This window comes from Streptococcus suis, assembly GCF_019794555.1.
GTDB lineage: Bacteria > Bacillota > Bacilli > Lactobacillales > Streptococcaceae > Streptococcus > Streptococcus suis_AB.
Genome location: NZ_JAIMEP010000028.1, coordinates 1 through 24972, shown reverse-complemented (window position 1 = coordinate 24972; position 24972 = coordinate 1). Strand labels below are relative to the sequence as shown.

General features: G+C 34.2%; 29 protein-coding genes and 3 pseudogenes. 26 read left to right on the top strand and 6 right to left on the bottom strand.

Going from position 1 to position 24972, the window contains the following annotated elements; translation table 11 throughout:
* The first annotated feature begins 194 nt into the window (after positions 1–194).
* The 4 genes from K6V48_RS09605 (at position 195) to msr(D) (ending at position 4391) form a co-directional block, all read left to right on the top strand.
* Entirely contained in the window at positions 195–1091 is an 897-nt protein-coding gene (locus tag K6V48_RS09605; RefSeq protein WP_222369371.1) for a ParA family protein, read from the top strand.
* A gap of 91 nt (positions 1092–1182) precedes the next feature.
* Complete coding sequence (locus tag K6V48_RS09600) at positions 1183–1398, top strand: peptide-binding protein (RefSeq protein ID WP_002321610.1); 216 nt, start codon at positions 1183–1185, stop codon at positions 1396–1398.
* Between the two features lie 192 nt (positions 1399–1590).
* On the top strand, positions 1591–2808 hold the full coding sequence (gene mef(A), locus K6V48_RS09595; protein ID WP_171988674.1) for a macrolide efflux MFS transporter Mef(A): 1218 nt from the start codon (positions 1591–1593) through the stop codon (positions 2806–2808).
* A gap of 119 nt (positions 2809–2927) precedes the next feature.
* Complete coding sequence (gene msr(D) / locus K6V48_RS09590; RefSeq protein ID WP_171988675.1) at positions 2928–4391, top strand: ABC-F type ribosomal protection protein Msr(D); 1464 nt, start codon at positions 2928–2930, stop codon at positions 4389–4391.
* Positions 4392–4508: 117 nt separating this feature from the next.
* Here msr(D) and K6V48_RS09585 read toward each other — a convergent pair whose 3' ends face one another.
* Positions 4509–4808 (bottom strand): DUF5960 family protein, encoded by a 300-nt coding sequence (locus K6V48_RS09585; protein ID WP_222369369.1) that lies wholly within the window; start codon positions 4806–4808, stop codon positions 4509–4511.
* Between the two features lie 202 nt (positions 4809–5010).
* On the opposite strand from K6V48_RS09585, the gene K6V48_RS09580 reads away from it, so the two are divergent.
* Together K6V48_RS09580 and K6V48_RS09575 are read left to right on the top strand one after the other, a co-directional pair.
* The gene (locus K6V48_RS09580) at positions 5011–5379 is read left to right on the top strand and encodes an ArsR/SmtB family transcription factor (protein WP_222369367.1); all 369 of its coding nucleotides are present in this window, start codon (positions 5011–5013) and stop codon (positions 5377–5379) included.
* Positions 5372–7501: a heavy metal translocating P-type ATPase gene (locus K6V48_RS09575; protein ID WP_222369365.1), complete on the top strand. Its 2130-nt coding sequence runs from the start codon at positions 5372–5374 to the stop codon at positions 7499–7501. Before K6V48_RS09580 ends, K6V48_RS09575 begins: the two co-directional genes overlap by 8 nt.
* A 194-nt stretch (positions 7502–7695) precedes the next feature.
* Here the strand turns inward: K6V48_RS09575 and K6V48_RS11900 are convergent, their stop codons facing one another.
* The 5 genes and pseudogenes from K6V48_RS11900 to K6V48_RS09550 form a co-directional block, all read right to left on the bottom strand.
* Complete coding sequence (locus tag K6V48_RS11900; protein WP_258862895.1) at positions 7696–7779, bottom strand: hypothetical protein; 84 nt, start codon at positions 7777–7779, stop codon at positions 7696–7698.
* A gap of 31 nt (positions 7780–7810) precedes the next feature.
* Positions 7811–8125 (bottom strand): DUF5960 family protein, encoded by a 315-nt coding sequence (locus K6V48_RS09565; protein WP_222369363.1) that lies wholly within the window; start codon positions 8123–8125, stop codon positions 7811–7813.
* A pseudogene (locus K6V48_RS09560) lies at positions 8112–8480 on the bottom strand (hypothetical protein). The gene K6V48_RS09565 and the pseudogene K6V48_RS09560 overlap by 14 nt, the downstream one beginning before the upstream one ends.
* A 12-nt stretch (positions 8481–8492) precedes the next feature.
* Complete coding sequence (locus K6V48_RS09555; RefSeq protein WP_222369361.1) at positions 8493–8828, bottom strand: DinB/UmuC family translesion DNA polymerase; 336 nt, start codon at positions 8826–8828, stop codon at positions 8493–8495.
* Positions 8825–9040 carry a hypothetical protein gene (locus tag K6V48_RS09550; protein ID WP_261311100.1) on the bottom strand — a complete coding sequence of 72 codons (216 nt, stop codon included), beginning with the start codon at positions 9038–9040 and terminating at the stop codon, positions 8825–8827. The genes K6V48_RS09555 and K6V48_RS09550 overlap by 4 nt, the downstream gene beginning before the upstream one ends.
* A 40-nt stretch (positions 9041–9080) precedes the next feature.
* On the opposite strand from K6V48_RS09550, the gene K6V48_RS09545 reads away from it, so the two are divergent.
* The 20 genes and pseudogenes from K6V48_RS09545 (at position 9081) to K6V48_RS09460 (ending at position 24498) form a co-directional block, all read left to right on the top strand.
* Positions 9081–9302: a helix-turn-helix domain-containing protein gene (locus tag K6V48_RS09545; protein WP_222369358.1), complete on the top strand. Its 222-nt coding sequence runs from the start codon at positions 9081–9083 to the stop codon at positions 9300–9302.
* Positions 9303–9372: 70 nt separating this feature from the next.
* Positions 9373–9555, top strand: coding sequence for a hypothetical protein (locus K6V48_RS09540; RefSeq protein WP_222369356.1), 183 nt, complete (start codon positions 9373–9375; stop codon positions 9553–9555).
* Positions 9556–9569: 14 nt separating this feature from the next.
* Complete coding sequence (locus tag K6V48_RS09535; RefSeq protein ID WP_404830145.1) at positions 9570–10316, top strand: Crp/Fnr family transcriptional regulator; 747 nt, start codon at positions 9570–9572, stop codon at positions 10314–10316.
* A gap of 149 nt (positions 10317–10465) precedes the next feature.
* Positions 10466–10768, top strand: a complete 303-nt coding sequence (locus K6V48_RS09530; protein WP_222369350.1) for an iron-sulfur cluster repair di-iron protein, ric — start codon at positions 10466–10468, stop codon at positions 10766–10768.
* A gap of 58 nt (positions 10769–10826) precedes the next feature.
* Entirely contained in the window at positions 10827–12680 is a 1854-nt protein-coding gene (locus tag K6V48_RS09525; RefSeq protein WP_222369347.1) for a heavy metal translocating P-type ATPase, read from the top strand.
* 52 nt (positions 12681–12732) lie between these two features.
* Complete coding sequence (locus K6V48_RS09520) at positions 12733–12966, top strand: heavy-metal-associated domain-containing protein (protein WP_222369344.1); 234 nt, start codon at positions 12733–12735, stop codon at positions 12964–12966.
* A 458-nt stretch (positions 12967–13424) separates the two neighbouring features.
* Positions 13425–13573, top strand: a pseudogene (locus tag K6V48_RS09515) (terminase); the annotation flags it as partial.
* Between the two features lie 65 nt (positions 13574–13638).
* Entirely contained in the window at positions 13639–13932 is a 294-nt protein-coding gene (relB, locus tag K6V48_RS09510; RefSeq protein WP_222369341.1) for a type II toxin-antitoxin system RelB/ParD family antitoxin, read from the top strand.
* Positions 13925–14263, top strand: a complete 339-nt coding sequence (locus K6V48_RS09505; protein ID WP_222369338.1) for a type II toxin-antitoxin system RelE/ParE family toxin — start codon at positions 13925–13927, stop codon at positions 14261–14263. Before relB ends, K6V48_RS09505 begins: the two co-directional genes overlap by 8 nt.
* 12 nt (positions 14264–14275) lie before the next feature.
* On the top strand, positions 14276–14470 hold the full coding sequence (locus K6V48_RS09500) for a hypothetical protein (protein ID WP_222369335.1): 195 nt from the start codon (positions 14276–14278) through the stop codon (positions 14468–14470).
* A 762-nt stretch (positions 14471–15232) separates the two neighbouring features.
* A pseudogene (locus K6V48_RS11895) lies at positions 15233–15328 on the top strand (DNA recombinase); the annotation flags it as partial.
* Between the two features lie 51 nt (positions 15329–15379).
* Positions 15380–17101: an AAA family ATPase gene (locus K6V48_RS12045; RefSeq protein WP_315863160.1), complete on the top strand. Its 1722-nt coding sequence runs from the start codon at positions 15380–15382 to the stop codon at positions 17099–17101.
* A 30-nt stretch (positions 17102–17131) separates the two neighbouring features.
* On the top strand, positions 17132–17659 hold the full coding sequence (locus tag K6V48_RS09490; RefSeq protein ID WP_222369329.1) for a hypothetical protein: 528 nt from the start codon (positions 17132–17134) through the stop codon (positions 17657–17659).
* 34 nt (positions 17660–17693) lie between these two features.
* A complete protein-coding gene (locus tag K6V48_RS09485; protein WP_024403761.1) occupies positions 17694–18641 on the top strand; it encodes a helix-turn-helix transcriptional regulator in 948 nt (315 codons plus the stop codon).
* 85 nt (positions 18642–18726) lie between these two features.
* Complete coding sequence (locus K6V48_RS11885) at positions 18727–19191, top strand: DnaA ATPase domain-containing protein (protein ID WP_024403762.1); 465 nt, start codon at positions 18727–18729, stop codon at positions 19189–19191.
* 43 nt (positions 19192–19234) lie between these two features.
* The gene (locus K6V48_RS11880; protein ID WP_018365282.1) at positions 19235–19357 is read left to right on the top strand and encodes a hypothetical protein; all 123 of its coding nucleotides are present in this window, start codon (positions 19235–19237) and stop codon (positions 19355–19357) included.
* A 186-nt stretch (positions 19358–19543) separates the two neighbouring features.
* The gene (locus K6V48_RS09475) at positions 19544–20860 is read left to right on the top strand and encodes a DUF262 domain-containing protein (protein ID WP_222369326.1); all 1317 of its coding nucleotides are present in this window, start codon (positions 19544–19546) and stop codon (positions 20858–20860) included.
* 2 nt (positions 20861–20862) lie between these two features.
* Complete coding sequence (locus K6V48_RS09470; RefSeq protein WP_222369323.1) at positions 20863–22638, top strand: GmrSD restriction endonuclease domain-containing protein; 1776 nt, start codon at positions 20863–20865, stop codon at positions 22636–22638.
* Positions 22639–22748: 110 nt separating this feature from the next.
* Entirely contained in the window at positions 22749–22913 is a 165-nt protein-coding gene (locus tag K6V48_RS09465; protein ID WP_222369320.1) for a hypothetical protein, read from the top strand.
* The gene (locus K6V48_RS09460) at positions 22879–24498 is read left to right on the top strand and encodes a PD-(D/E)XK nuclease family protein (RefSeq protein WP_222369318.1); all 1620 of its coding nucleotides are present in this window, start codon (positions 22879–22881) and stop codon (positions 24496–24498) included. The genes K6V48_RS09465 and K6V48_RS09460 overlap by 35 nt, the downstream gene beginning before the upstream one ends.
* Positions 24499–24972 lie beyond the last annotated feature (474 nt).

Genomic DNA, 24972 nt, shown 5'->3' with positions numbered 1-24972 from the left:
TATAGCAGAGTGTGCTTTATTTTTGTATTCACTTTCAAAAGATAAATAGAGGTCTTTCCACTACTATCTAAATGGAAAGACCTCTATTTTTCATATAGGAGCTACTTTTGGGTCAGCCCTATATATTAATCACAAATCACTTATCACAAATCACAAGTGATTAATCACAAATCACTTGTGATTTGTGATTCTTAATGATACAATATTACTATACAAAAAAAGAATGGGGCGTAGTTATGGAGAAGGAAAAACTAAAAATACTTGAAGAATTAAGACGTATTTTAAACAATAAAAATGAAGCAATTATTATCTTGAATAATTACTTTAAAGGTGGTGTTGGAAAGTCCAAATTATCGACTATGTTTGCTTACTTGACAGACAAATTGAATTTAAAAGTTTTAATGATCGATAAGGACTTACAGGCAACATTGACAAAAGACTTAGCAAAAACATTTAAGGTAGAATTGCCACGTGTTAATTTTTATGAAGGACTGAAAAATGGAAACTTGGCTTCTTCTATTGTTCATTTGACTGATAATTTAGACTTGATCCCTGGCACGTTTGATTTGATGTTACTGCCAAAATTAACTCGCTCATGGACTTTTGAAAATGAAAGTAGATTGCTTGCTACTCTTTTAGCACCTTTAAAAAGTGACTATGATCTCATTATTATTGATACTGTACCAACGCCAAGCGTTTATACAAATAATGCAATCGTGGCAAGTGATTACGTCATGATCCCTTTACAAGCAGAAGAAGAAAGTACAAACAACATTCAAAACTATATTTCCTATTTGATTGATTTACAAGAACAGTTTAACCCTGGACTAGATATGATCGGTTTTGTTCCTTATTTAGTTGATACGGACAGCACAACGATAAAATCAAACCTGGAAGAACTGTACAAGCAACATAAAGAAGATAACTTGGTTTTCCAAAATATTATCAAGCGAAGTAATAAAGTAAGTACCTGGTCTAAAAACGGCATTACAGAACACAAAGGCTATGACAAAAAAGTTTTATCTATGTATGAGAACGTATTTTTTGAAATGCTTGAGCGAATCATTCAATTAGAAAACGAAAAAGAATAGAATCACAAATCACAAGTGATTAATCACAAATCACTTGTGATTTGTGATTGTTGATGATAAAATAAGAGTAAGAAGAAATAGAAAGAAGTGAGTGGTTGTGGGAAATTTAGGCGCACAAAAAGCAAAACGAAATGATACACCAATCAGTGCAAAAAAAGATATTATGGGGGATAAGACGGTTCGTGTTCGTGCTGACTTGCACCATATTATAAAAATCGAAACAGCAAAGAATGGCGGAAACGTAAAAGAAGTTATGGATAAAGCCTTAGAAGAATATATTCGGAAATATTTACCTGACAAACTTTAAAAGGAGTGAAAATGAAATGGCAGTTACTTATGAAAAAACATTTGAAATAGAGATGTCTTTAATATGAATGTTTCCAAATTGTATGTATGCAGACCAAAAGCCACATTGTGGGGTTTGGCCTGCATTTTTTATTGCCTAGAATGCTATTCAAAATAGAAATTCAAGCAAAATAATATGCAGGAGATAATATAAATGGAAAAATACAACAATTGGAAACTTAAGTTTTATACAATATGGGCAGGGCAAGCACTATCATTAATCACTAGTGCCATCTTGCAAATGGCGATTATTTTTTACCTTACAGAAAAAACTGGATCCGCGATGGTCTTGTCTATGGCTTCACTATTAGGTTTTTTACCCTATGCGGTCTTTGGACCTGCAATTGGTGTGCTAGTGGATCGTCATGATAGGAAGAAGATAATGATTGGTGCTGATTTAATTATCGCAGCAGCTGGTTCGGTGCTTACTATTGTTGCATTCTATATGGAGCTACCTGTCTGGATGGTTATGATAGTATTGTTTATCCGTAGCATTGGAACAGCTTTTCACACCCCGGCTCTCAATGCGGTTACGCCACTTTTAGTACCAGAAGAACAGCTTACGAAATGTGCAGGCTATAGTCAGTCTGTGCAGTCGATAAGCTATATTATTAGTCCGGCGGCTGCAGCATTGTTATACTCCGTTTGGAAATTAAATGCAATTATTGCTATCGATGTATTGGGCGCTGTGATTGCATCTATTACGGTAGCAATTGTAAGTATTCCTAAGCTGGGCGATCAAGTGCAAAGTTTGAAACCAAATTTCTTAAGAGAAATGAAAGAAGGAATTGTCGCATTGAGACAAAACAAAGGCTTATTTGCCTTATTACTCTTAGGAACGCTATATACGTTTGTGTATATGCCAATTAATGCACTATTTCCTTTAATTAGCATGGAATACTTTAATGGAACACCTGTGCATATTTCCATTACCGAAATCGCTTTTGCATCTGGAATGCTAGTAGGCGGTCTACTATTAGGAAGGTTGGGGAACTTTGAAAAGCGTGTATTACTAATAACAGGTTCATTCTTTATAATGGGAGCCAGTTTAGCCGTTTCAGGATTACTTCCTCCAAGTGGATTTGTTATATTTGTAGCTTGCTGTGCAGTAATGGGGCTTTCGGTGCCATTTTATAGCGGTGTGCAAACAGCTCTTTTTCAGGAGAAGATTAAGCCTGAATATTTAGGACGTGTATTTTCTTTGACCGGAAGTATTATGTCATTTGCTATGCCAATTGGATTAATTCTTTCTGGATTCTTTGCTGATAGAATTGGTGTAAATCATTGGTTTTTACTATCAGGTATTTTAATTATTGGCATTGCTATAGTTTGCCCAATGATAACAGAGGTTAGAAAATTAGATTTAAAATAAAATAATATTGGAGGGATATTTATGTATCTTATTTTCATGTAATTCTTCTGCTAAAATCGCAGGGTTTTCCCTGCGTACAAGCAAATGAAAGCATGCGATTATAGACAGGAGGAAATGTTATGGAATTGATATTAAAAGCAAAAGACATTCGTGTGGAATTCACAGGGCGAGATGTTTTGGATATAGATGAAATAGAAGTATATGATTATGACCGTATTGGTTTAGTAGGAGCAAATGGTGCAGGGAAAAGCACTTTACTCGAGGTGCTTTTAGGGGAATTAACTCCAGAAGGATGTAAAATTAATCGTCTGGGTGAACTTTCCTATATCCCTCAGTTGGATGAAGTAAGTTTGCGGGAGGAAAAAGATTTTGCACTTGTAGGCAAGCTCGGTGTTGAGCAATTAAATATTCAGACCATGAGCGGTGGGGAAGAAACAAGGCTTAAAATAGCACAGGCCTTATCAGCACAAGTACATGGTATTTTAGCCGATGAACCTACCAGTCATCTAGACCGTGAAGGAATTGATTTTCTAATTGGACAGCTAAAATATTTTACAGGTGCACTGTTAGTTATTAGCCATGACCGCTATTTTCTTGATGAAATAGTAGATAAAATATGGGAACTGAAAGATGGCAAAATCACTGAGTATTGGGGAAACTATTCTGATTATCTTCGTCAGAAAGAGGAAGAACGCAAGAGCCAAGCTGCACAATACGAACAATTTATTGCGGAACGTGCCCGATTGGAAAGGGCTGCGGAGGAAAAGCGAAAACAGGCTCGTAAAATAGAACAGAAGGCAAAAGGTGCTTCAAAGAAAAAAAGTACTGAAGGCGGAGGGCGTTTAGCTCATCAAAAATCAATAGGAAGTAAGGAAAAAAAGATGCATAATGCCGCTAAATCCCTAGAGCACAGGATTGCGGCCTTAGGAAATGTAGAAGCTCCGGAAGACATTCGCAGAATTCGTTTCAGGCAAAGTAAAGCATTGGAGCTCCATAATCCATACCCTATAGTCGGTACGGAAATTAATAAAATATTTGGGGATAAGGCACTGTTTGAAAATGCATCTTTTCAAATTCCTCTAGGAGCAAAAGTAGCGCTAACTGGAGGTAATGGAACAGGAAAAACAACCTTAATCCAAATGATCTTAAATCATGAAGATGGAATTACTATTTCACGTAAGGCCAAAATAGGATACTTTGCACAAAATAGTTACAAGTACAACGGTAATCAGAAAGTCATGGAGTTTATGCAGGAGGATTGTGAATACAATGTTTCAGAAATTCGTTCGGTGCTAGCATCAATGGGAATTAAACAAAACGACATAGGAAAAAGCTTAGCTGTTTTAAGCGGTGGTGAAATTATGAAATTATTGTTAGCTAAAATGCTTATGGGTAGATATAACATCTTACTAATGGATGAACCCAGCAACTTCCTTGACATACCAAGCTTAGAGGCTTTGGAAATATTAATGAAGGAGTATGCTGGAACTATAGTGTTTATCACCCATGACAAACGGCTACTCGACAATGTGGCTGATGTGGTTTATGAAATTAGTGATAAGAAAATAAATCTGAAACATTAAATTTAAGGTAGTCGCTGGTCAGTATAGTCTGTTCTGGCTGGCGACTCCATTGTTAAAGAGTATAAAGACTTGAGATTTTATGAAGATTAAAAATAGGAACAGTCAATTGAACTGCTCCTATTTTTCTGCTAAATATGTTGTAGTTTTCTTATATGTATAATGATAGATTAGTGGATTCTCTTCTAAGGTTCTTACTTCAAATATGAAGAAGTGATCGCGGTTATCTCTGGACTTTTCCTTATTGAGGACAAAGTAATTCTTACGAGAAGTTGCCATTGTTTTGAGGATATCATCTGTCAGGAAGGTCAATGGAATATTCATGTTAGAGTAGCGGTAGAAGTAACGTTCAAAATCTTGGTAGCTCTCGCTATAATAGTCCATTTGCAGGTGATTACGCTGAAACTCAAGCTGATTCATAAAGCACCTCTTCAACAAGTTCAATACTAATAATGTTATGTACTTAAAGTCTTATGCAGATTGGTTATTTTGTTATTAGAATTGGGTACTCCAAGTCTTTTTTTATGAATTTTTTTATTCATTCAAAAAAACACTTGAATTAATTAATGAAAAGGGCTATACTATATTCAAACAAATACTTGAATGATATTGAGGTGAGAATATGATTAAAAAAGATACTTGTGAAATTTATTGTTATGACGAAGAAAAGGTCAATCGAATACAAGGTAATTTACAGACAGTAGATATTTCTAGTGTTGCCCAAATGTTAAAAGCTATTGCAGATAAAAATAGAGCAAAAATTGCCTATGCATTGTGTCAAGATGACGAACTGTGTGTGTGTGATATTGCAAATATTATAGGTGTTACGGTTGCAAATACCTCTCATCACCTGCGAACGCTCCATAAGCAAGGGATTGTTAAGTTTCGAAAAGAGGGAAAACTTGCATTTTATTCCTTAGATGATGAGTATATCAGACAAATTATGATGATTGCATTGGCACATAAGAAAGAGGTGAAGATCAATGTCTAGAGGGAAAGCAAAACAGTCTGAAAAAGAAATGAAAGCCTATCGTGTTCAAGGATTTACTTGTATTAACTGTGCAGCCATTTTTGAAAATAATGTTAAAGAACTTCTCGGTGTTCAGGATGCGAAAGTAAATTTCGGAGCATCTAAAGTTTATGTTAAAGGGACGACAACCATTGAAGAATTAGAAAAAGCAGGAGCATTTGAAAATTTAAAAATTCGAGATGAAAAAGAACAAAGGGTAGGAGGAGAACCTTTTTGGAAGCAGAAAGAAAACATTAAGGTATATATATCAGCTCTTTTACTTGTAGTTAGCTGGTTCTTAGGAGAGCAGTATGGTGAAGAGCATGTTCTACCGACAATTGGTTATGCAGCGTCCATTTTAATCGGTGGATATTCGTTATTTATTAAAGGTCTCAAAAATTTAAGAAGATTAAATTTCGATATGAATACGCTTATGACTATTGCCATCATAGGAGCTGCAATTATTGGTGAATGGGGTGAAGGGGCAACCGTTGTTATCCTATTTGCGATTAGTGAAGCATTAGAGCGTTATTCAATGGATAAAGCACGTCAATCTATTGAATCTTTAATGGATATTGCCCCAAAAGAAGCGTTAATTCGACGAGGCAATGAAGAAATGATGATTCATGTTGATGAGATTCAAGTTGGAGACATCATGATAGTTAAGCCCGGTCAAAAGTTAGCAATGGATGGAATAGTGGTTAAAGGTACATCGACATTAAATCAGGCTGCGATTACAGGTGAAAGTGTTCCAGTAACGAAAATCACAAATGATGAAGTATTTGCAGGAACCTTGAATGAAGAAGGGTTACTTGAGGTTAAAGTAACAAAACGAGTTGAAGATACTACTCTTTCAAAAATCATTCACTTGGTAGAAGAAGCCCAAGCAGAACGGGCCCCCTCTCAAGCGTTTGTCGATAAATTTGCAAAATACTATACACCAGCTATTGTCATACTAGCTCTTTTAATTGCAGTAGTTCCACCATTATTTGGCGGAGACTGGAGCCAATGGATTTATCAAGGATTAGCTGTATTAGTGGTTGGTTGTCCTTGTGCCTTAGTAGTCTCAACTCCAGTTGCTGTGGTTACAGCAATAGGAAATGCAGCGAAAAATGGTGTATTAATTAAAGGTGGTATCCATTTAGAAGCAGCAGGACACTTAAAAGCGATAGCATTTGATAAAACAGGAACATTAACCAAAGGGATTCCAGCTGTAACAGACATTGTGACATATGGTAGAAATGAAAATGAATTAATAACCATAACATCAGCCATTGAAAAAGGATCGCAGCACCCTCTTGCTTCAGCGATTATGCGAAAAGCAGAAGAAAATGGATTAAAATTCAATGAAGTAACAGTAGAGGATTTTCAATCCATTACAGGTAAAGGCGTTAAAGCCAAAATAAATAATGAAATGTATTATGTGGGAAGTCAAAATCTTTTTGAGGAATTACACGGAAGCATTTCAAGCGATAAAAAAGAAAAAATTGCCGATATGCAAACTCAAGGTAAAACGGTGATGGTGTTAGGAACAGAAAAAGAAATTCTTTCGTTTATTGCCGTAGCCGATGAAATGAGGGAATCGTCTAAAGAAGTTATCGGCAAGTTGAACAATATGGGAATCGAAACAGTGATGCTAACAGGCGATAACCAAAGAACGGCAACAGCCATCGGAAAACAAGTTGGTGTTTCGGATATTAAAGCTGACTTACTTCCAGAAGATAAGCTTAATTTTATTAAAGAACTTCGAGAAAAACATCAAAGTGTGGGGATGGTCGGAGATGGCGTGAATGATGCTCCAGCCCTTGCGGCATCTACCGTTGGTGTAGCAATGGGTGGTGCTGGAACTGATACAGCTTTAGAAACGGCTGACATCGCCTTAATGTCTGATGATTTGAGTAAATTGCCATATACAATAAAATTAAGCCGTAAGGCTTTAGCAATCATCAAGCAAAACATTACCTTCTCTTTGGCGATTAAATTAGTGGCATTACTTTTGGTCATGCCCGGTTGGTTAACACTTTGGATAGCGATATTTGCTGATATGGGAGCAACTTTACTTGTAACATTAAACAGTTTACGCTTATTGAAAATCAAAGAATAGGTTCTAAAATGGGTGTCAACAATCGGGTGTGATCATTGAAAGCAATGTTATGCTTCAAAAGGGGTATTAACAGGAAATATACAACTGACGCTTTAACTGAGCAACGGAAAAAGCCAAATTTCTCAATTGAAGTTGAGAAATTTGGAGCTTGGTATTGAAAGTGGTATAGACTAAAAGGAGCATAAGACTCCTTTTTAGTTTGTAGAGTAAACGGACTTTAGGTAAACATATTTTCTGATGAGCATATTGTTCTCGAAAGGATTAATATTGAATAGAATGTAGTGATCTCGGTAGTCTTCGGCATTGTCATCATTGAGCTTGAGGAAATTTATATGTTAAATATGTTGTAGTTTTCTTATAAGAATAGCGGTAGATTAGCGGATTTTCATCTATGGTACTTACCTCAAAAATGAAGAAGTGATCGCGATTATCTCTAGCCTTTTCCTTATTTAGGACAAAGTAATTCTTACGAGAAGTTGCCATTGTTTTGAGGATATCATCAGTCAGAAAGGTCAATGGAATATTCATGTTGGAGTAGCGGTAGAAGTCACGTTCAAAATCTTGGTAGCTCTCGCTGTAATAGTCCATTTGCAGGTGTTTACGCTGAAACTCAAGCTGATTCATAAAGCACCTCCTCAACAAGTTCAATACTAATAATGTCTTTCAATTTCAAATTGATGTGATCTGTTGTAGTTTTTATCAAAATCAAATCCTTATTAAGACTTGGTATTGTTCCAGTATAGGAAACTCGATTGTGTTTTTCAATGACATGAATGCGCGTGTTTAGTTGGCTAGCGTAGACTTGGCTGAGGAGTAATAATTTCTTCTCTAGTGATAAATCTGACATGTACGTTACTTAGTTTACATCATCGGAGAGTGCAGATGTATGCTCAGATAGGAAAAAGCCCATCCATTTTTGCATCTTAGTATCTTGGTACTCTCTTGCTGACTGAAATGGTAAGTATGAACGGTCAATCATATCAAATCCTTTCTATGTAGATGCAAGGATATTTTTATCAAATTGAATCGTAAAACCTTGAATTCCCCCACCTGTGTAACGTTCTTTAAAGCGATTGATTTCCTCAGTATAAATCATCATAGATGAGCTTGTTGGCTTAATGCTAAATGTAAATTCCAATGGTAATCGGTTTTCAGATTTAGCATGTACTAGTCGTATCGATATTTCAGTTGTTTTGAGTTTTCTCTGACGAAGTTTTGAAGTTGCTGTTTCAACGATTCCATGTAAAAATCTTTCAAGCATTTCAATATCATTACATCCTTTGCTACGGATTTCTGAAAATTGTACTGTATTTTTTTCTTGTTTCATTTTAATCCCTCCAATCCACCAGTGGAATGACCACCGATAAGTTTACTACGTTCAATATTTCTGGAACCTTCAGTTAGGACGGTTCCTTTTTGTAAGGCTAAAAAGCCAAACTGTTCTCTGACAACATCAATTGCTATCTGAAGTCTATTTTCTTTTTCAATTTGTTCTATATCATCAAAGAGTGATAGTAGAGTATTGTATTTATCAACCAAACGGTTTATACTATTATTAGTGTAAACTTGGAGGTGGTGTATGACTACGGCAGAAATGATTAAAGAACTGTGTGAGGAAATGAATATAAGTGTTTCCGAACTTGCTAGACGTATTGGACAGACACCACAAAATTTCAACAAGAAATTGAAGCGAGAAACAGTAACCTTGGATGAGTTGAAAACCATCGCAGATGTACTGGGTGTCAGGTTTGAGCAGGTATTTGTTTTACCTGATGGTAATGAAATAAAAATATCTAACTAATAAAGGAGGCGGTCTAATATAATGATTATTTCGGAAAGTTACTATGAAGAGTATCTCAAAGGAAGAAATAATGACCGCCATCCGAGGACTTAAGCAAGAAATAGGTCGTCTAAAAACTACACTGGAAATTCCTGACTATGTTGATGACGCAATTATTCATCCGGATAAGTTTACCTGCATTTACTGGACTTGTGGGAACTTGGAAAAAGCTAAAGAGACCTTAATAGAGAATATGAAAGGGGCATTCAAATGAAAAAAAAGGATTTGATGCATGAAATTAAAAATCAATATATAGAAAAACAAGGGTATCACAATGTTACTCACACTCATCATCAAGGACATGAGTCAATTTCACACGCTTCATGTATCACTGTAGTTCCGATCTTTAATCATTTAGAAGCAGCACAGATGGAGGAAATTATGAAAGTAACGAAATCGACCTCTTTTAAAAAGGGTGAAGTAATTTACCGAGAGGGAGATATATCCGACTGCTTATATATTGTAAGTAAAGGGAAAATTCGAATTTACCGTTTGTCTGAATCAGGAAAAGAACAATTAGTGCGAATATTAAATCCAGGCGATTTCACTGGAGAGCTTGCCTTGTTTCGCGAATCAATTCAGGAAGCATATGCAGAAGCAATGAGTGATACCGATGTATGTATGATTAGTAGAAATGATTTGCAAGAATTTTTATTAAAGTACCCTACTATATCTTTGAAGATTTTATCGGAATTCTCTAACCGATTAGAAACATCAGAAAAACAAACAACTAGATTTGCCACAGAGAAGGTAGATACTAGATTAGCACTGTTTCTTGCAGAATGCATAGAAAGCGGAGATGATCCAATGGAAATTGAATTGCCAATGAGTAAAAAGGATTTAGCCTCTTATCTAGGAACTACACCAGAAACTATTAGTAGAAAGTTAGCTGACCTTGAAAATGAAGGATATATAAAACAAAAATCAGGTAGAAAGATTGAGATTTTGGATTTAGATGGATTATTGTTGGTATAGATGTGATCATATAAAGTAAAATAGTAGTAATAATTATTAAAACATTTAAAAAAGACTAAACTTGATTTAGATCAATTTAATTTCGTTCAATCTATAGTATTATTTAATCAAGATAAAGAAAAAATAAAACAAGAAAGAAGGAAAAAAATATGTCAAAACAATTAAATTTTAATCAAGTAAAGGAAACTCATTTAAAAACACTAGCACAATATGTTCCAGTTGTAGCAAAAGTCCATGGAGGAAATCATCCAGAATTCTACCAAGTTCGTGAAGTATATGATGAGCTTGCAAAGAAAGCAAAAGATGCGGGAGTAGAAAAGCCGGACTTAAAAGAGGAGTTTTTAAAATTACGTGAAATCACAGATAATTATACAGTTCCAGGTGATGTATGCGAAAGTTATGAAGCAGTATATAACATGTTAGCAGAATTAGATAAAGCATATGAAGCATAAAAGAAAATAACCAAAGCAATGAAAAGATATAAATAATCTAATAGAGAGGAGTAAGAATATGCAAAAATTTATATTAGGAAGAAAAAACCATATTACAATAGTAAGTGCAATTTTAATAATAATTGCATTTGTCAGTAAATTAGGCTTCGAAAACGAACAAATAGCCATATGGGCATTAGTAATTGCTTCAATTTTTGGAGTTTCACCTATTGCGATTCAAGCCTATCAAGCATTAAAAGTCAAAGTAGTTAGTATTGATGTTTTAGTTACCATTGCAGTTATCGGAGCCTTTATAGTTAGAAACTACGAAGAATCAGCAATTGTTACATTTTTATTTCTATTTGGAGCTTATCTAGAACAAAGGACACTTAATAAAACACGTTCTGCAATTAAAGAATTAACTCAAATGGCACCAGAAAGTGCCTTAAAACAAGTGGGAAATGGTGAATTTGAAGAAGTAGAAATAGATGAAGTCGATGTAGGAGATATTTTACTTGTTAAAACGGGTGCAAAAATCCCCGTTGACGGTACAGTCTTAACAGGAGAAGGGCATATTAATGAAGCAAGTATTACAGGAGAAGCGGTTCCTGTAAGTAAAAAGAAAGATTCGGAAGTGTATGCCGGAACAATTTTAGAAAATGGCACTATTCAAATCACTGCTGATCGTGTAGGTGAGGATACTACTTTTGGTAAAATCATTGAATTGGTTGAAGAAGCACAGGATTCAAAATCAGAAGCAGAACGTTTCATTGATAGATTTTCTAAATACTACACACCAGCTGGTTTAGTTCTCTCATTTATTGTATGGATATTTTCAAGGGATATTGAACTTGCAATTACAATATTAGTTTTAGGATGTCCAGGAGCATTGGTAATCGGTGTACCGGTTTCAAATGTCGCGGGGATTGGCAATGGAGCACGTCATGGAGTCCTTCTAAAAGGTAGCGAGGTTATTAGTGACTTTAGTAGACTAGATACCATGGTATTTGACAAAACAGGTACATTAACAATAGGAAATCCTAAAGTAGCTGATAAAGAAATATATGCAGATAATGTATATGAAGTATTAGGATATCTAGCAAGTGTTGAAAAGGAATCAGATCATCCATTAGCGAAAGCAGTTGTAGAATATATTGGAGATATAAAATTATATACAGTTGAAAAAACAGATGTTGTAAAAGGTGGAGGAATTGTAGCTCATGTAGAAGGTCATAAAGTTGCAGTCGGTAATGTGGCACTAATGGAGCAAGAAAATATTCTTTTAAGTGAAAAAGCTCGTGCAGATATTGCCAGATTTGAGAAAAATGGAAATTCACTTGTTTTAACATCAATTGATGGTGAATTAAAAGCATTGATGGGTATTCGTGATCAAATTCGCCCGGGTGTAAAAGATGATCTTAAAAAGTTGAAAAAACTTGGTGTTAAAAATCTAGTCGTTCTTTCTGGTGATAACCAAGGAACAGTTGATTTAGTAGCACGTGAATTAGGACTTACAGAAGCTCATGGACATATGTTGCCAGAAGATAAAGCAACATATATAAAAGAATTACAAGAAAAAGGTCGAATTGTGGCATTTGTTGGAGATGGCGTAAATGATAGTCCTTCACTAGCTCTAGCACAAATTGGAATTGCTATGGGTAATGGAACAGATGTAGCAATCGAAACATCAGATGTTGTTTTAATGAATTCAGATTTCAGCCGCTTGCCACATGCATTAGGTTTAACAAAAGCAACCGCTAATAACATGCTTCAAAATATTATTATTGCAGTAGGGGTTGTATTTGTCCTTCTTGCCAGCGTATTCTTTAGTGAATGGATGAGCATGTCAATCGGTATGTTAGTGCATGAAGCAAGTATATTAGTAGTGATTTTAAATGGTATGAGACTTCTTCGCTATAAATTAAGAAAATAAATAAAATTCTAGATGTAAATAAATTAAACATAAATTAAAGGAGAGGTAAATAATGCAAAAAGTAACAATTCAATTAGAAACATTAACATGTCCATCATGTATGCAAAAAATAGAAAATGGAGTTAAATCATTAGATGGAGTAGACGAAAAAAGTATAAAAGTTCTATTTAATTCAAGTAAAGTAAGAGTGGAATATGATGATGAAAAAGTATCTATAAAGGATATTGAAAACACCATAAATAAATTAGGGTATGAAGTTATAAAATCTCAAGTAAAGGCTTTATAAAAAAAGAGGGAATAAGTTTGGTTTTAATGATATCAGATGCTGGTTAATGTCATCTACGGTAAAGGACATAGTTACCAAGTTATTATTTTGTTGATATCTTCCCACACACGAAAGCCTCTAGTGCATATGTTCTCACAAAGAGAATTTCTGATAAAAATATTTTGGTTACTAGTATTTGACAGCTATAACTTCCGCTCAAGCCATGTCGAAGTAGTCGGTTTGTTGTCCAAACTTCAAGTCCACCAGACAATTGATGTAGATATTAATTTGGATGAAATTAATTTTTCTCTCAAACGAGAGAATATCTTTAAATAACCCCGGTTGAGAATGCTACCTGTCTATCATTTGTTTACTTGATGATACATGGCACTGAGATATCGCAGTGCCATGTTCTGTATGATGTTTGGGCACATCAGTGCTACATCAAAACTACAAAGGTAAAGATGGTCACAAGATAAGACTTCGTTAGCAATATCAAGTCTGATAAGGAAAACTCAGTCAAAAAATTGACGGTATTGTGGCATTCATAATGGGACTGGACCCTTGTATTCGCCATCAAACCGATGAAGGAAGTGTTTATGTTGAACGTGGAATATTGAGTTTTTAGTTGAATTTAGAAGGTAAGCATGATAGAATGTATTTACAAATCATCTTTACAACGAGGTAAGAACAATGGCAAGCACACAGCCCGTCAACTTTAGAGCGAATTCAACTTTTTATAAACAAACTAAAGAAATTTTAGCAGATGAAAAGCTGACTCTGTCTGATATCTTCAATGCTGCTCTTCGTAAAATTGCGACTGGAGCGGTTGATCCCAAAGAGTTCGTTAACAGTGATTTACAAGAGACGCAGTATCAAGTTGCTTTTGAAGACTTGAAAAAGGAAATTCTAATCGGCCATCAAGAAATTGAGCAAGGTAAACTAACATCTTTGGCTGATGTGAGAAAGGAATGTGGACTTGAATAATCATAAACGATACCATGTTTCCCTTACGGATCAAGCCAAAAGGGACTTAAAAGGGATTCATGACTATATATTACATAATTACTACAGTCAACAATCTGCCGACAGTAAACTAGACCTAATCCTGACTGCACTTGAAACTCTAGAGACCTTCCCTGAAGCTTGTCCTTTGTTGTCTAGTCGTGGTTACGGGGAAATAACAGATGATGGCAAACGGTACCGATATATGCCAATTGAGAATTATCTAGCGTTTTATCACATTGATAACCATGAGGTTTTTATTACAAGAATTTTGAACACTAAGGAAAATTTGGCTAAATTATTAAATAAATAGCCACTATTTTTTATGTGTCAAATTAAGGATATAGTATTCTTATTGGTTATAAAAAATAATAGCGCCATTAATAAATCTGGTAACAGTCATAGTCTATTAGATATGGAACAAGATATATTACCGGTTGTAGAACAAACAACATTGAATGATGTTGCGACTTCAGTATTACCACGTTATCTTGATGCATATAAAGAATTAGTAAAATGAGAATACTAACTGTTGAATAGGTTATTGAATGATTCAGTAGGTTTCTTCAAGTAATTGGTGGTTAGATGATTTAGTGATGTTGGTTTAATTGTATCTTCTTAATCATATACTTTTAGTATGTATTTTGATGTTGAAAACTATCCGAGTATTGAAGAAAAGCTTGTTAGACTTAATGGAATTAGAGTACGACAGACTGTGGCTACAATGAAGTAATTTTGGAGCTTCAGTCTTGTTTTGCTTTTAAGATAAATTAAAAATTGATTTGATATTTGAATCCCCAAATATAGCTAAAATATATCAGCAAACACTGAGAGCATATCACTGCTCGTAAGATTTTAGAAACCTTTGAACGAAAGGGATAGTTAAAAGCCTTGGAGACAAGGCTTTTTCCTTTGGAGTGGGGTAGTATCAGAATGACACCATAAAATGAGATAGTTAACGTACTGGGGTACTTATTGTGCTACCTAGTTTGAATCAAGAAAAATGTTGTCGGTGGGAATTTGTTGAATGTAATTGATACAGATTTACGACTACATCCCTTGAATAGCCAAGATTTTAAGTTTTTCTTAAATTCTAATAGGTTGTGTGAAGTACTAGTTTGCAGATTATTTAAAGGGATGCTGAATTTTACCATAAAAAGTAATCATTTAGGCAACTTCAAATCGTTTTAAAAAGACTATATTAATGGTCAAGAGTAGACAAAATTTGTCCACTCTTTTTTGTAAACTCAAATTATCAATAAATAATATGAGGGAATGCAAAATGAAATATTTTGAAGTTGAGTTAACAAATCCTGATGAATTTTTAAAACAACAAACAGAAGACTTTGTGAAATTAAATCGTTGGCTACTTATCAAAGAAAATGAAACATATTATCTAATTACGCAAGATGATTATAGTCGGAGAGAAATGATTGAAAAATTTAGAAGTGTTTTTGAGAAAATGGTTTATATGGATAAGTTTGAGAAGTTGACTGAAACGGATTTTTTAAAAAAACTCGAGAAAAGTTATCGTGCTGACCTGATCAAATTTTTACTCAATAGTCGTAATGATACACAGTATTCAATGATGAAGCCTAACACTGAAAAGTTAAAGGAATTAAATAATATTATTGGTTTAACTAATTTTAAAAATGCTGTAAAAGAACTTGTCGCCTACCTATCATTTCAAGATAAAATAAATAGTCACGAGAAGCAAAGGCATATTTATATTTTTATAGGTGAACAAGGCTCAGGTCGAAAATTCGCCATTCAATTCTTGGAATCCTTATTTGGTTTGCGAGCAGTTGTCGCGAACTGTAAAGAGTTTTTTCTCCCTAAAATAACTACGGAAGATTTTCCTGTGGTCTATGATTATTTCTCAGCAAGGTCAAGGCCAAAAATCGAATTTTTAGAAAGTCTGCGCAAACATGAGGGGCACACATTAGCAATTTTTTTGGCCAATAATATTGAAGAGGCGAAGTCAATTGAAAAAGAACTGTCAGAAACAACCTATAGAATTTCAATTGTTCCTTTCCCAGATTATCAGCAAGATGAGCTAATTTCTATAGGTAGGATGATGCTAGCAAAGAAAATGATTCGAGTCAACGATGATGATTTTAGAAAGGCGCAATCAAAAAAGTCGGATATAAGCAACGCAAAAGATATTCGACAATTTGTTCAAGAGATTATCGAGTTCGCTGTCCAAAGTGGGTTTGATCCCTCTAAAGATAAGGAGTTACATTTAGAAAATATTTCATTCTCTCCTGAAAGTCAGATTGGACTGAGTAAGAAGCCAGAGGATATTTTGCAAGAATTGATAGGATTAAAAGCAGTCAAAAATTTATTGTCTCAGCAAATAGCTTTCAATAAAGTCAACTATCTAAGAAAACAGCATGGAGTTATCAACGAAACTAGTAACCATCATCTTGTTTTTTCTGGAAATCCTGGTACAGGAAAGACAGAAGTTGCAAGACTTTATACAAAGATTTTGTATAAGAACAAGATCATTCAAGAAGATAAATTGGTGGAAGTAGGCCGTGCGGATCTAATTGGAGAGTATATTGGTAGTACTGCTCCTAAAGTTAAAAACATATTTAATGAAGCTAAGGGTGGTGTTCTTTTCATTGATGAGGCCTACAGTTTAATTCCTAGGCACGAAAAAGATTTTGGACATGAAGCTATTGCGACAATTATTCAAGAGATGGAAAATCGGAGAGATGAAGTCTTAGTTATTTTTGCGGGCTACGAGGATTTGATGAAGGAGTTTCTTGATACAAACCCAGGTCTATCTTCAAGGATTTCTCAGGAAATCATATTTGAAGACTACTCTTCTGACGAACTCTTTGCTATCCTCGAACTAATGATTTCGAGGAAACAATATCAATTGTCAGATGATTGCAAACAGAAGCTATGCCAACATTTTTCAGAACAAAAAAGCGATAGCTATTTCGGGAATGCCCGGTATGTTCGAAAACTTGTTGACCATATTACTATCTGCCAGGCACAACGCGTTATCAATATGGAAGATAGTCAATTGGCAAGTTTGGAGAGTTTGAGTCTAGTGACACTTGAAGATATTGAGAAGGCTCTGGAAAACTTCGAAATAAAATCTCATAATTTAAATCGAGCAATAGGATTCGGTAGATGCTAAAAACAATAATTGTTGAAAGGAATAATACAAATGAAAAACACTAGTAAAGAGCAAGCTACATTTAATGATATTGAGGTCTTGGAAATATATATTGATTTACTATATCGGAAATTGAGTTCAGATATTAAGTTGCGGAACCCCTTTGACAGTTTTAATCGGGAATTGCAACACTTTTTTGAACTACCTTTAAAAAAGTTTAACAGTCAATTGCTCCATGTGATTTCAGACAGAAATGAGTTGAAAAGAGATATTATTGAATATCTGGAATGCTACTTTATTGAAACGTCTAAAAAAGTCAAACATACAACCGGTGTAAGTCTTGTGTTTGAATTAACACATAATAACGCTCTTTTTGAAGTATTTAATCTTGTTATTATTGAAGATATTGACGTATTTTACAATTGCTCAGATAAGATTCAGAAAAGAATATCAAACTTTTTGAAAGATTATTTGGAAAATGGAGGAAAATTATTAATCACTGGCTCCAACTTTGATAGTTCAAATGATTCACTTAGTCAGATACTTTATCAAGGGAGTTTATTGAATTTAACCTGTTAGAGATGTTATAATTTTTTTAAGAATTGAGGTAAATATGAACGATCAAGAACGCTTACTAACGATTTTTCTACGTCTGCAGTCAGGTGCTCATCTTTCTAAGCAACAGTTAGCAGATGAGTTTGGAGTTAGTGAAAAAACAATACAGAGAGATTTTTCTCTATTAGGTCATTACTTGGAATCTCAGCCTATAGTTGCAGCGGAGCTTGCCTATGATGCGAAATACCATACACGTTATCTAAAAGGGAAATCATTATTTAATAAAAAGGATATTTTAGTGATATCAAAGATTTTATTAGAAAATCGTTCTTTGAACAAAGACGAAAATAAGTCTCTGATCGATAGTTTGTTGGCTTTAATCTCTAAAGAGGAACAAAAAGAGGTTTATCAAATTATTGCGAGTGAACTGCTAAATTATGCGCCATTGTCTGATACTCAAAATCGAATTGATAAAATCTGGGAATGGTCGGAAATAATACGAAAAGAGCTAGTTCTAGAGATTCGGTATCAATCGCCTTACAATAGTGAAAAGCAGCATACCATTTTTCCCGTATCCCTATACTATGATCTGCATTACTTTTATATTGTGGCGTATAACTTGACTTTCGAGTCATATATGACCTTAAAATTGGATAGAATTATCGATTGGAAAGTATCAAATGAAAAGAAACCTCAGATTTCTTACGGGAAGAAATTTCGTGATGGAGAAGTACGGAACAAACGTGTTGATTCATTTATGGGACGAGAGTTGACGATTAGAATTCAATTTGCTTATGACCCTACCATTGTAACAGATCAATTTCCAACCGCTAGGATTATTGAACATACACCCGACGGAGTTATCGTTGAATTTATCAGTCAAGACACACCAGGATTGAAACGATGGTTGTTGAGTCAAGCAGATGCTTTGACAGTTTTATCACCTCAATCTTTAGTAAATGATATGCAAGATATTATTAAGAACTTGCAAAAAAAATATAAATAAAAATGCGAACATGGACAATAATTGTCCATATGATTTCATATACTTGATGTATCAAAAAGAAATGAGAACTAACATGAGAACTAATATGAAAACTATATTTGAAAATCAGACATTTGAGAATTTTTCGGTCAATGATGGAAATGCTTGGGCTTTAGCAGCGTTAAAGACAGTTATTAAGGATAAGAATCGCTACAATCCGGTTTATATCTTCGGTGATGAAAAAGTTGGAAAAACTCATCTACTAAATGCTACAAACAATGCCCTACTCTCTGAACAAAATAAGGTAATCTTGTTATCAGCAGAAAAATTAACCTATCATTTAGTAGAAAATCTTACAAATTCCGAATTTGACTATATTTTAATTGATGATTTAAATCTAATGCCAAAAGATGACATGCTTGAAGAGCAAATCGCAATGCTGATTGAAGAAAACAAAAAACAGTTGGTTATTACATCAACTGTTGACCCAAAAAGTTTGGAAGTTTGCAGTAAACTACAGGAACGATTACAATGGGGACTAACAACGAGTTTGGTTTCAGAAACTCAATGATATTTTAAATAGATATTACTCAAATAGGAAGGAGATTAGTAACATGCAAGAATGGATCGTTGTTGATCAGTTTGGGAATATGATTGCACAAGGTTTTTATGATAAACAATCAGCAGAATTTTATGCAAAAAATATTCCAAATGCTAGTGTTGAAAAGAAAAGATAATAAGTTTTCAACTTTACAAGTTACACATTTTTACTTAGGATTACTAAGATTTGCATACACCCAGGCTTTTCTGTGGATATCAGGTTCGTATTCTTTCTGATGTTCTCAGATTAATAATGACGGGCTTTTAAAAAGATTGTATGTGTTATAATGATGATACTAGAAATCAAAAAGGAGGAAAGAATTTTGACGCTAGTTCAAGAAGAACTAAAAATCATCTGCGTAAATGAACTGATGAAAATAGAGTTAAAGATTCCAGAATATCAACGGCCATATCGTTGGTCATCAAGTTCTACGAATACCCTTTTTGCAGATACATTTGAAGCTTTTAAATCAAGAATAGATGAGTATAGATTAGGATCGGTAATTCTTCATAAGACAATAAATCCTATAACTCAAAAATTTGAGTATAATCTAGTTGATGGACAGCAACGAACAACGACCTTATCCATCTTACTCTATGTGCTTGGTGAAAAAAGCCAAAAACTTCTGAGCGAGAACTATAAACCTTCATCTCGTGATGCAATTTACAATAATTATTTGTTGCTTCAAAAAAGAGTGAACGAACTTTCCGAAGAAGAAAAAAGCAAGTATAAAGATTATCTTGAAAAGAATTGTACGGTCGTAAAGATTGTTACAGATAGTGAGCAGGAGGCCTTCCAGTTCTTTGATTCACAAAATTCACGTGGAAAAGCGCTCAAGCCTCACGATTTATTAAAATCTTATCATTTAAGAGAAATGGCTCGAGATTCTGAAGTGTTGAAAATTAGTCTGATTTCTGAGTGGGAAGATACGGATCAAAATGCACTTGAGGATTTATTTCGCAATTATTTGTATCCAGTCATTCGTTGGGTTAAAAACAGAGATGGGTTACATTATTCATCGGATAAAATCCAATATTTTAAGGGAATCAAGCAATCTAATACTTTTAACTATTCAATTTATCATAAGGCAAGTAATATTTTCATTGAACAATTCAATACGAGGGGTTCAGGCGAATTGCTCAGTTCCGGGGAATTAAACCAATTTCAGCTGACGCAACCAATTATTGCTGGAAAACGCTTTTTTGCTTGGACCTTGCATTATTCAGTTTTGTTGGAACAAGTCAAAAGCAAGATTGATGATTTCCATACAAAAGAAGAGGTGCCAGGAAAGCGAACTGGTGATATTTACATAAAACAACTTTATGAAGCTACATTACTTTTTTATGCTGACAGGTTTGGTTATGAAACAATAGATGAATCGGTCATGCATCAGCTATACACTTGGTGTTATTCATTAAGATTGAGAATGAAGGCAATTTATCCACAAACTATAAATAAGTATGCAATTGGACAACATGATCGGATTAATTTGGGTAAAGATGTATTTTCTATGATGAATGAAATGAATGACCCGCAAGAGTTGAAATCTATATTTTTAGAGAGTGTTGAAGAGAGCAATCTTCAAAGTAATAGTTACAAGGTAATTTACGAATTAATGAAACAATGGAATGGGTGGTAATCATGGACAATCATTTAATAATGATTCCAGTTTCAAGAATATTTTATAATGTTCATTATGAGGTTCCTATTTATCAACGAAATTACGCATGGGGAAATGAACAAATTGAACAGTTAATTGAAGATATTATGAGCATTGACGATGATTATTTTTTGGGCAATCTAATCGTTAATCAAAAGGAAAATAATGTTTATGAAGTTATTGATGGACAACAGCGCTTGACAACATTATTTTTACTTGAAAGATATTTGGGTATTGCGATAGCTAATGATGCATTACGGTTTGAAGCAAGAGATAAGTCGAATCGAACACTTACAGCATTACCCAATACAAACCAATTAACTGACGAGTTGCTGTCTTCTGAAATTAAAGAGGGCTATAAAATTATTGATGATTATTTTGAGAAGACAGGTCTGAAAGAAGAAAAAGAATCATTCATCAAGCGTTTGGATAAAGTTAATCTCATCCGTGTCCAAGTACCCGCTAAAATCGATTTGAACCATTATTTTGAAATTATGAATACGCGTGGTGAGCAACTCGAATTGCATGAAATTGCCAAAGCAAACATTTTATCAAAAGTTTCATCACCAGAAGCTAAGAAAATAGCTAGTGATATTTGGGAATATTGTTCCAATATGGACTCCTATATTCAAATGAATTATCCTAAAGACAAACGTGATCAGATTTTCAGTAAAGATTGGAGTAGCTTGTCTGATAGGATTGTTGATTTTGATTCATTAATCGGTTGTTATCAAAATGAAGCAGTAATGGAAGAGAGAGTCACTCTTGAAGAAATACTTCAAGGTAAGAGAGTGATGAGTAGTGAATCAACATTAAGTGATGAGCTAGAGAATGAACGATTTGAGTCAATTATTTCTTTCCCAAACTTCTTGTTGCAAGTCAATGAAGCAATAACGAGATCAAGTGCAGACGATGATTCAAGTTTGGATGACAAGAATTTTTTAACAAATCTTCAGAACAATTGGGCAGATGAATTGTCTGCTAAGCACTTTTTATTTATGCTGCTAAAAGCACGTGTATTGTTCGACAAATTTGTGTTAAAGCGTGAATATGCACGTGATTACAAAGAAACAGGTAAATGGTCGTTACAAAGGCTCGAAAAGTATCGTGATGCTAAAGGGGACAAACCAAAATATATCGGAACATTTGGTGGAGATGAAGATAATAAAAATAGACAGATTCGAACCTTGCAATCTGCCCTACGTATAACATACACATCTCCAAAAACAATGCATTGGATTTCATTAGTCTTATCAAGCTATTTTAATGATGAAAATGCTGATATTTTGAAGATTCTTGAAAGTTATGCACAGTCAAAAGTTGATACAAGTGGGTATGAAACGGCTTCTGGATTTGGATTTGAACGGATCGTGTTTAGTTATTTAGATTATTTGATTTACCGAGATGGATATTCATTCAATGGTCATGAAATAATTCGTCCACTATCAAGTGATTGGCAATTTCAATTCAGAAGCTCAATTGAACATTTCTATCCGCAAAATCCAACAGAGTTGCTCCCTTGGGAAAATGAAGATCTGAATTGCTTTGGTAATTTAGCCTTGATTACGGTCTCCGGTAATTCAACGTTTAATAATGCAACGCCTGTAGGCAAAGCTAGTTCAAACCCAGGAATAATTGCGCAGAGTTTGAAGTTGAAAATCATGGCCGAGATGATGAGACAAAATAACAATATTTGGGATCAAAAATTGGCGCACATTCATCAGGACGAGATGTTTAAGATTCTTAGGTCTGATTAGTATCCGATGAATGATAGGTGTAATAAATAGCTCTATCTTATTGATTTTTTAGAGTAATTGAAAACGAGTTTATATAAACAGAAAAGCACCGGTGCATCAGGAGTCATCATTTGGATTGTATATTGACAAAACCAGCAAAAATTATTGGAGATAATTCAGATTTATTTTATTTTGATAAATTCTGTATGATACTAGGATATGATGGTGCTGAGGATGATGGAGAGAAAAAGGAGGGATATTTTGGATTTAATTGGTATGAAAGCCTTATCGTATGAGGAACTGCGGGCTTTATATAAAAAGTTTCTACTTCGTCAGAAAATTTCTAAAGCAACCATCAACACTGCTTATAATGATACGTTTTACCTTTGGAGAAAAGGAAGCAAAGAGCTTTTTTGGAGCACAGTGACTGCTAGCGATTTTGAAAATGAAGCAAGGAAGACCTTAATAACAGCTCTCTCTGAGAATTCTAAAGGGAATAGTAAATTGCGGGTAAGTGGTTATCTATCTCATCTTAGGAGATTCCGTATGTTTTTGTCCTCAGAAGAATTGATTAATCCTATTGAAGCTAAACACCAGGACATATCGAAGCCAAAAACAGCATGTCGTGAAATCATATTAAATAAAATGTATGTTGGAGGCTATTTGTCTGAGGGAACTAATATAGGTCATGAAATCATTAACCTTTATAAAGCAGATGATGGAAAAAATTATATCTACCTCAACTCACAAGGAACAATAGAGTTATCTCATGGTGAAAATAGTCTTACTGTTTTGTTGGTTCGCAAATTTGCCTCGAAAATATATAAAGTACTAGCTAAAGCAGAGGGGATTACGATTCTTGATTTTGCCGACAACAAACTATCTAGAAAAAAGAGATTTGAAGGACAAGTTGCATTAGGATTGACCTATGGTGGAGTGAGTCTTGTTGATTTATTTAATGAAAATTCCTTTCGTGGCAGTCTGGATAATGAAAAAAATGCATATACTACATTTATTGCTGAGAGAGTTATTAGGCCCAAAAATCAGATTTATATTACTGACGATGAATCTGTTAGCGGAGATAATACTTTTTTCATTCGTACAAATAAAGGATTTGGCAAGCAAACCTTAAGGGAATTCTTCAACGAAAATGAAAAGCCAGAATCTTTCATTGATTTGAATCAAATAATTGAAAACGAAGATTTGTGGGAAGAATCCAATACGACGCAAGTAATGTCCGAAGTAGTCGAACCTCAAACAAACCCATATTTTAATTTCCTGAAAATAATCAGGCAGGAAGATAGTGAACTAGCTTTTTCAAATATGTTTGCTTACTTTTTTAATATCAATAAAATTGCATTTTCTAGGTTTGCAAAAAAAGTTTTATCTATCGATATACAAACTGATTTTACAATTGAGAGAGAAAAGAAAAATATTGACCTACTCATTTGTGATAAAAATAATGCTATCGTAATAGAGAATAAAATAAAATCAAGCATTAATGGTATTCATGATAGGCATAATATATACAGCAATCTAGTCCAGTCTCAACTAAAAACATACTATCAATTTGTTACAACTGATGCTGAGTATTCTAAGAAAACGGTTAGTTGCTTTATTTTTTCGCCCAATTATAACCACATTGATTTGAGCAAGTTTTCATGCGGTGAAAAATATACTGTGGTTTATTACAGAGAAATCTATCATTTCTTTATCGAAAATAGAGACTTGTATGATAAGGTACCTTATTTTGAAGATTTTATAAATGCCTTGCAGAAGCATACAATGGACTATGATAATGAGTTGGAGGAAGAAATGCAAAGAAGATTCCAAAATACTATTTACAAAGCCAAAAAAAGAGCATCAGATGGGATTAAATAATATGTATTAAATAAAAAAGGGTGATTGAAATTGATTGCAAAAATAAAAAATATATCATTTAAACTGAAAATAAAAAATGTTAATAATAAAGTAAGTTAAGGTGTTTCTCCATCATTTAGATGGGAGGTATCGTATACTTGAAACAAGCGATTGATAGGGAGTGGGAAAGAACTCGACTAGTTAAAAACATACTAAGATTAGTAGTGAGGAAATCTCCGACGGGAGAAAGTACTCACTACTTTTTCTTTATGATAAAGTAGAGGTGTCTTGTTAAGTCGAGAACTCTTTTGACGCTAGACGTCGCATCAAAAACTGGCAAGGCACCTGTTTTAGAAAGAATGTTATCAAAGTATGTGGACGCCAGACGTCGAGTATTGAAAATGACATCACTAAAACAAGGAATCATTCAAGACAAAGAGGTAATATCATGCGAGTAGTATTTGGGATTGACGTGAGTAAGGTAAGTTCAGAAGT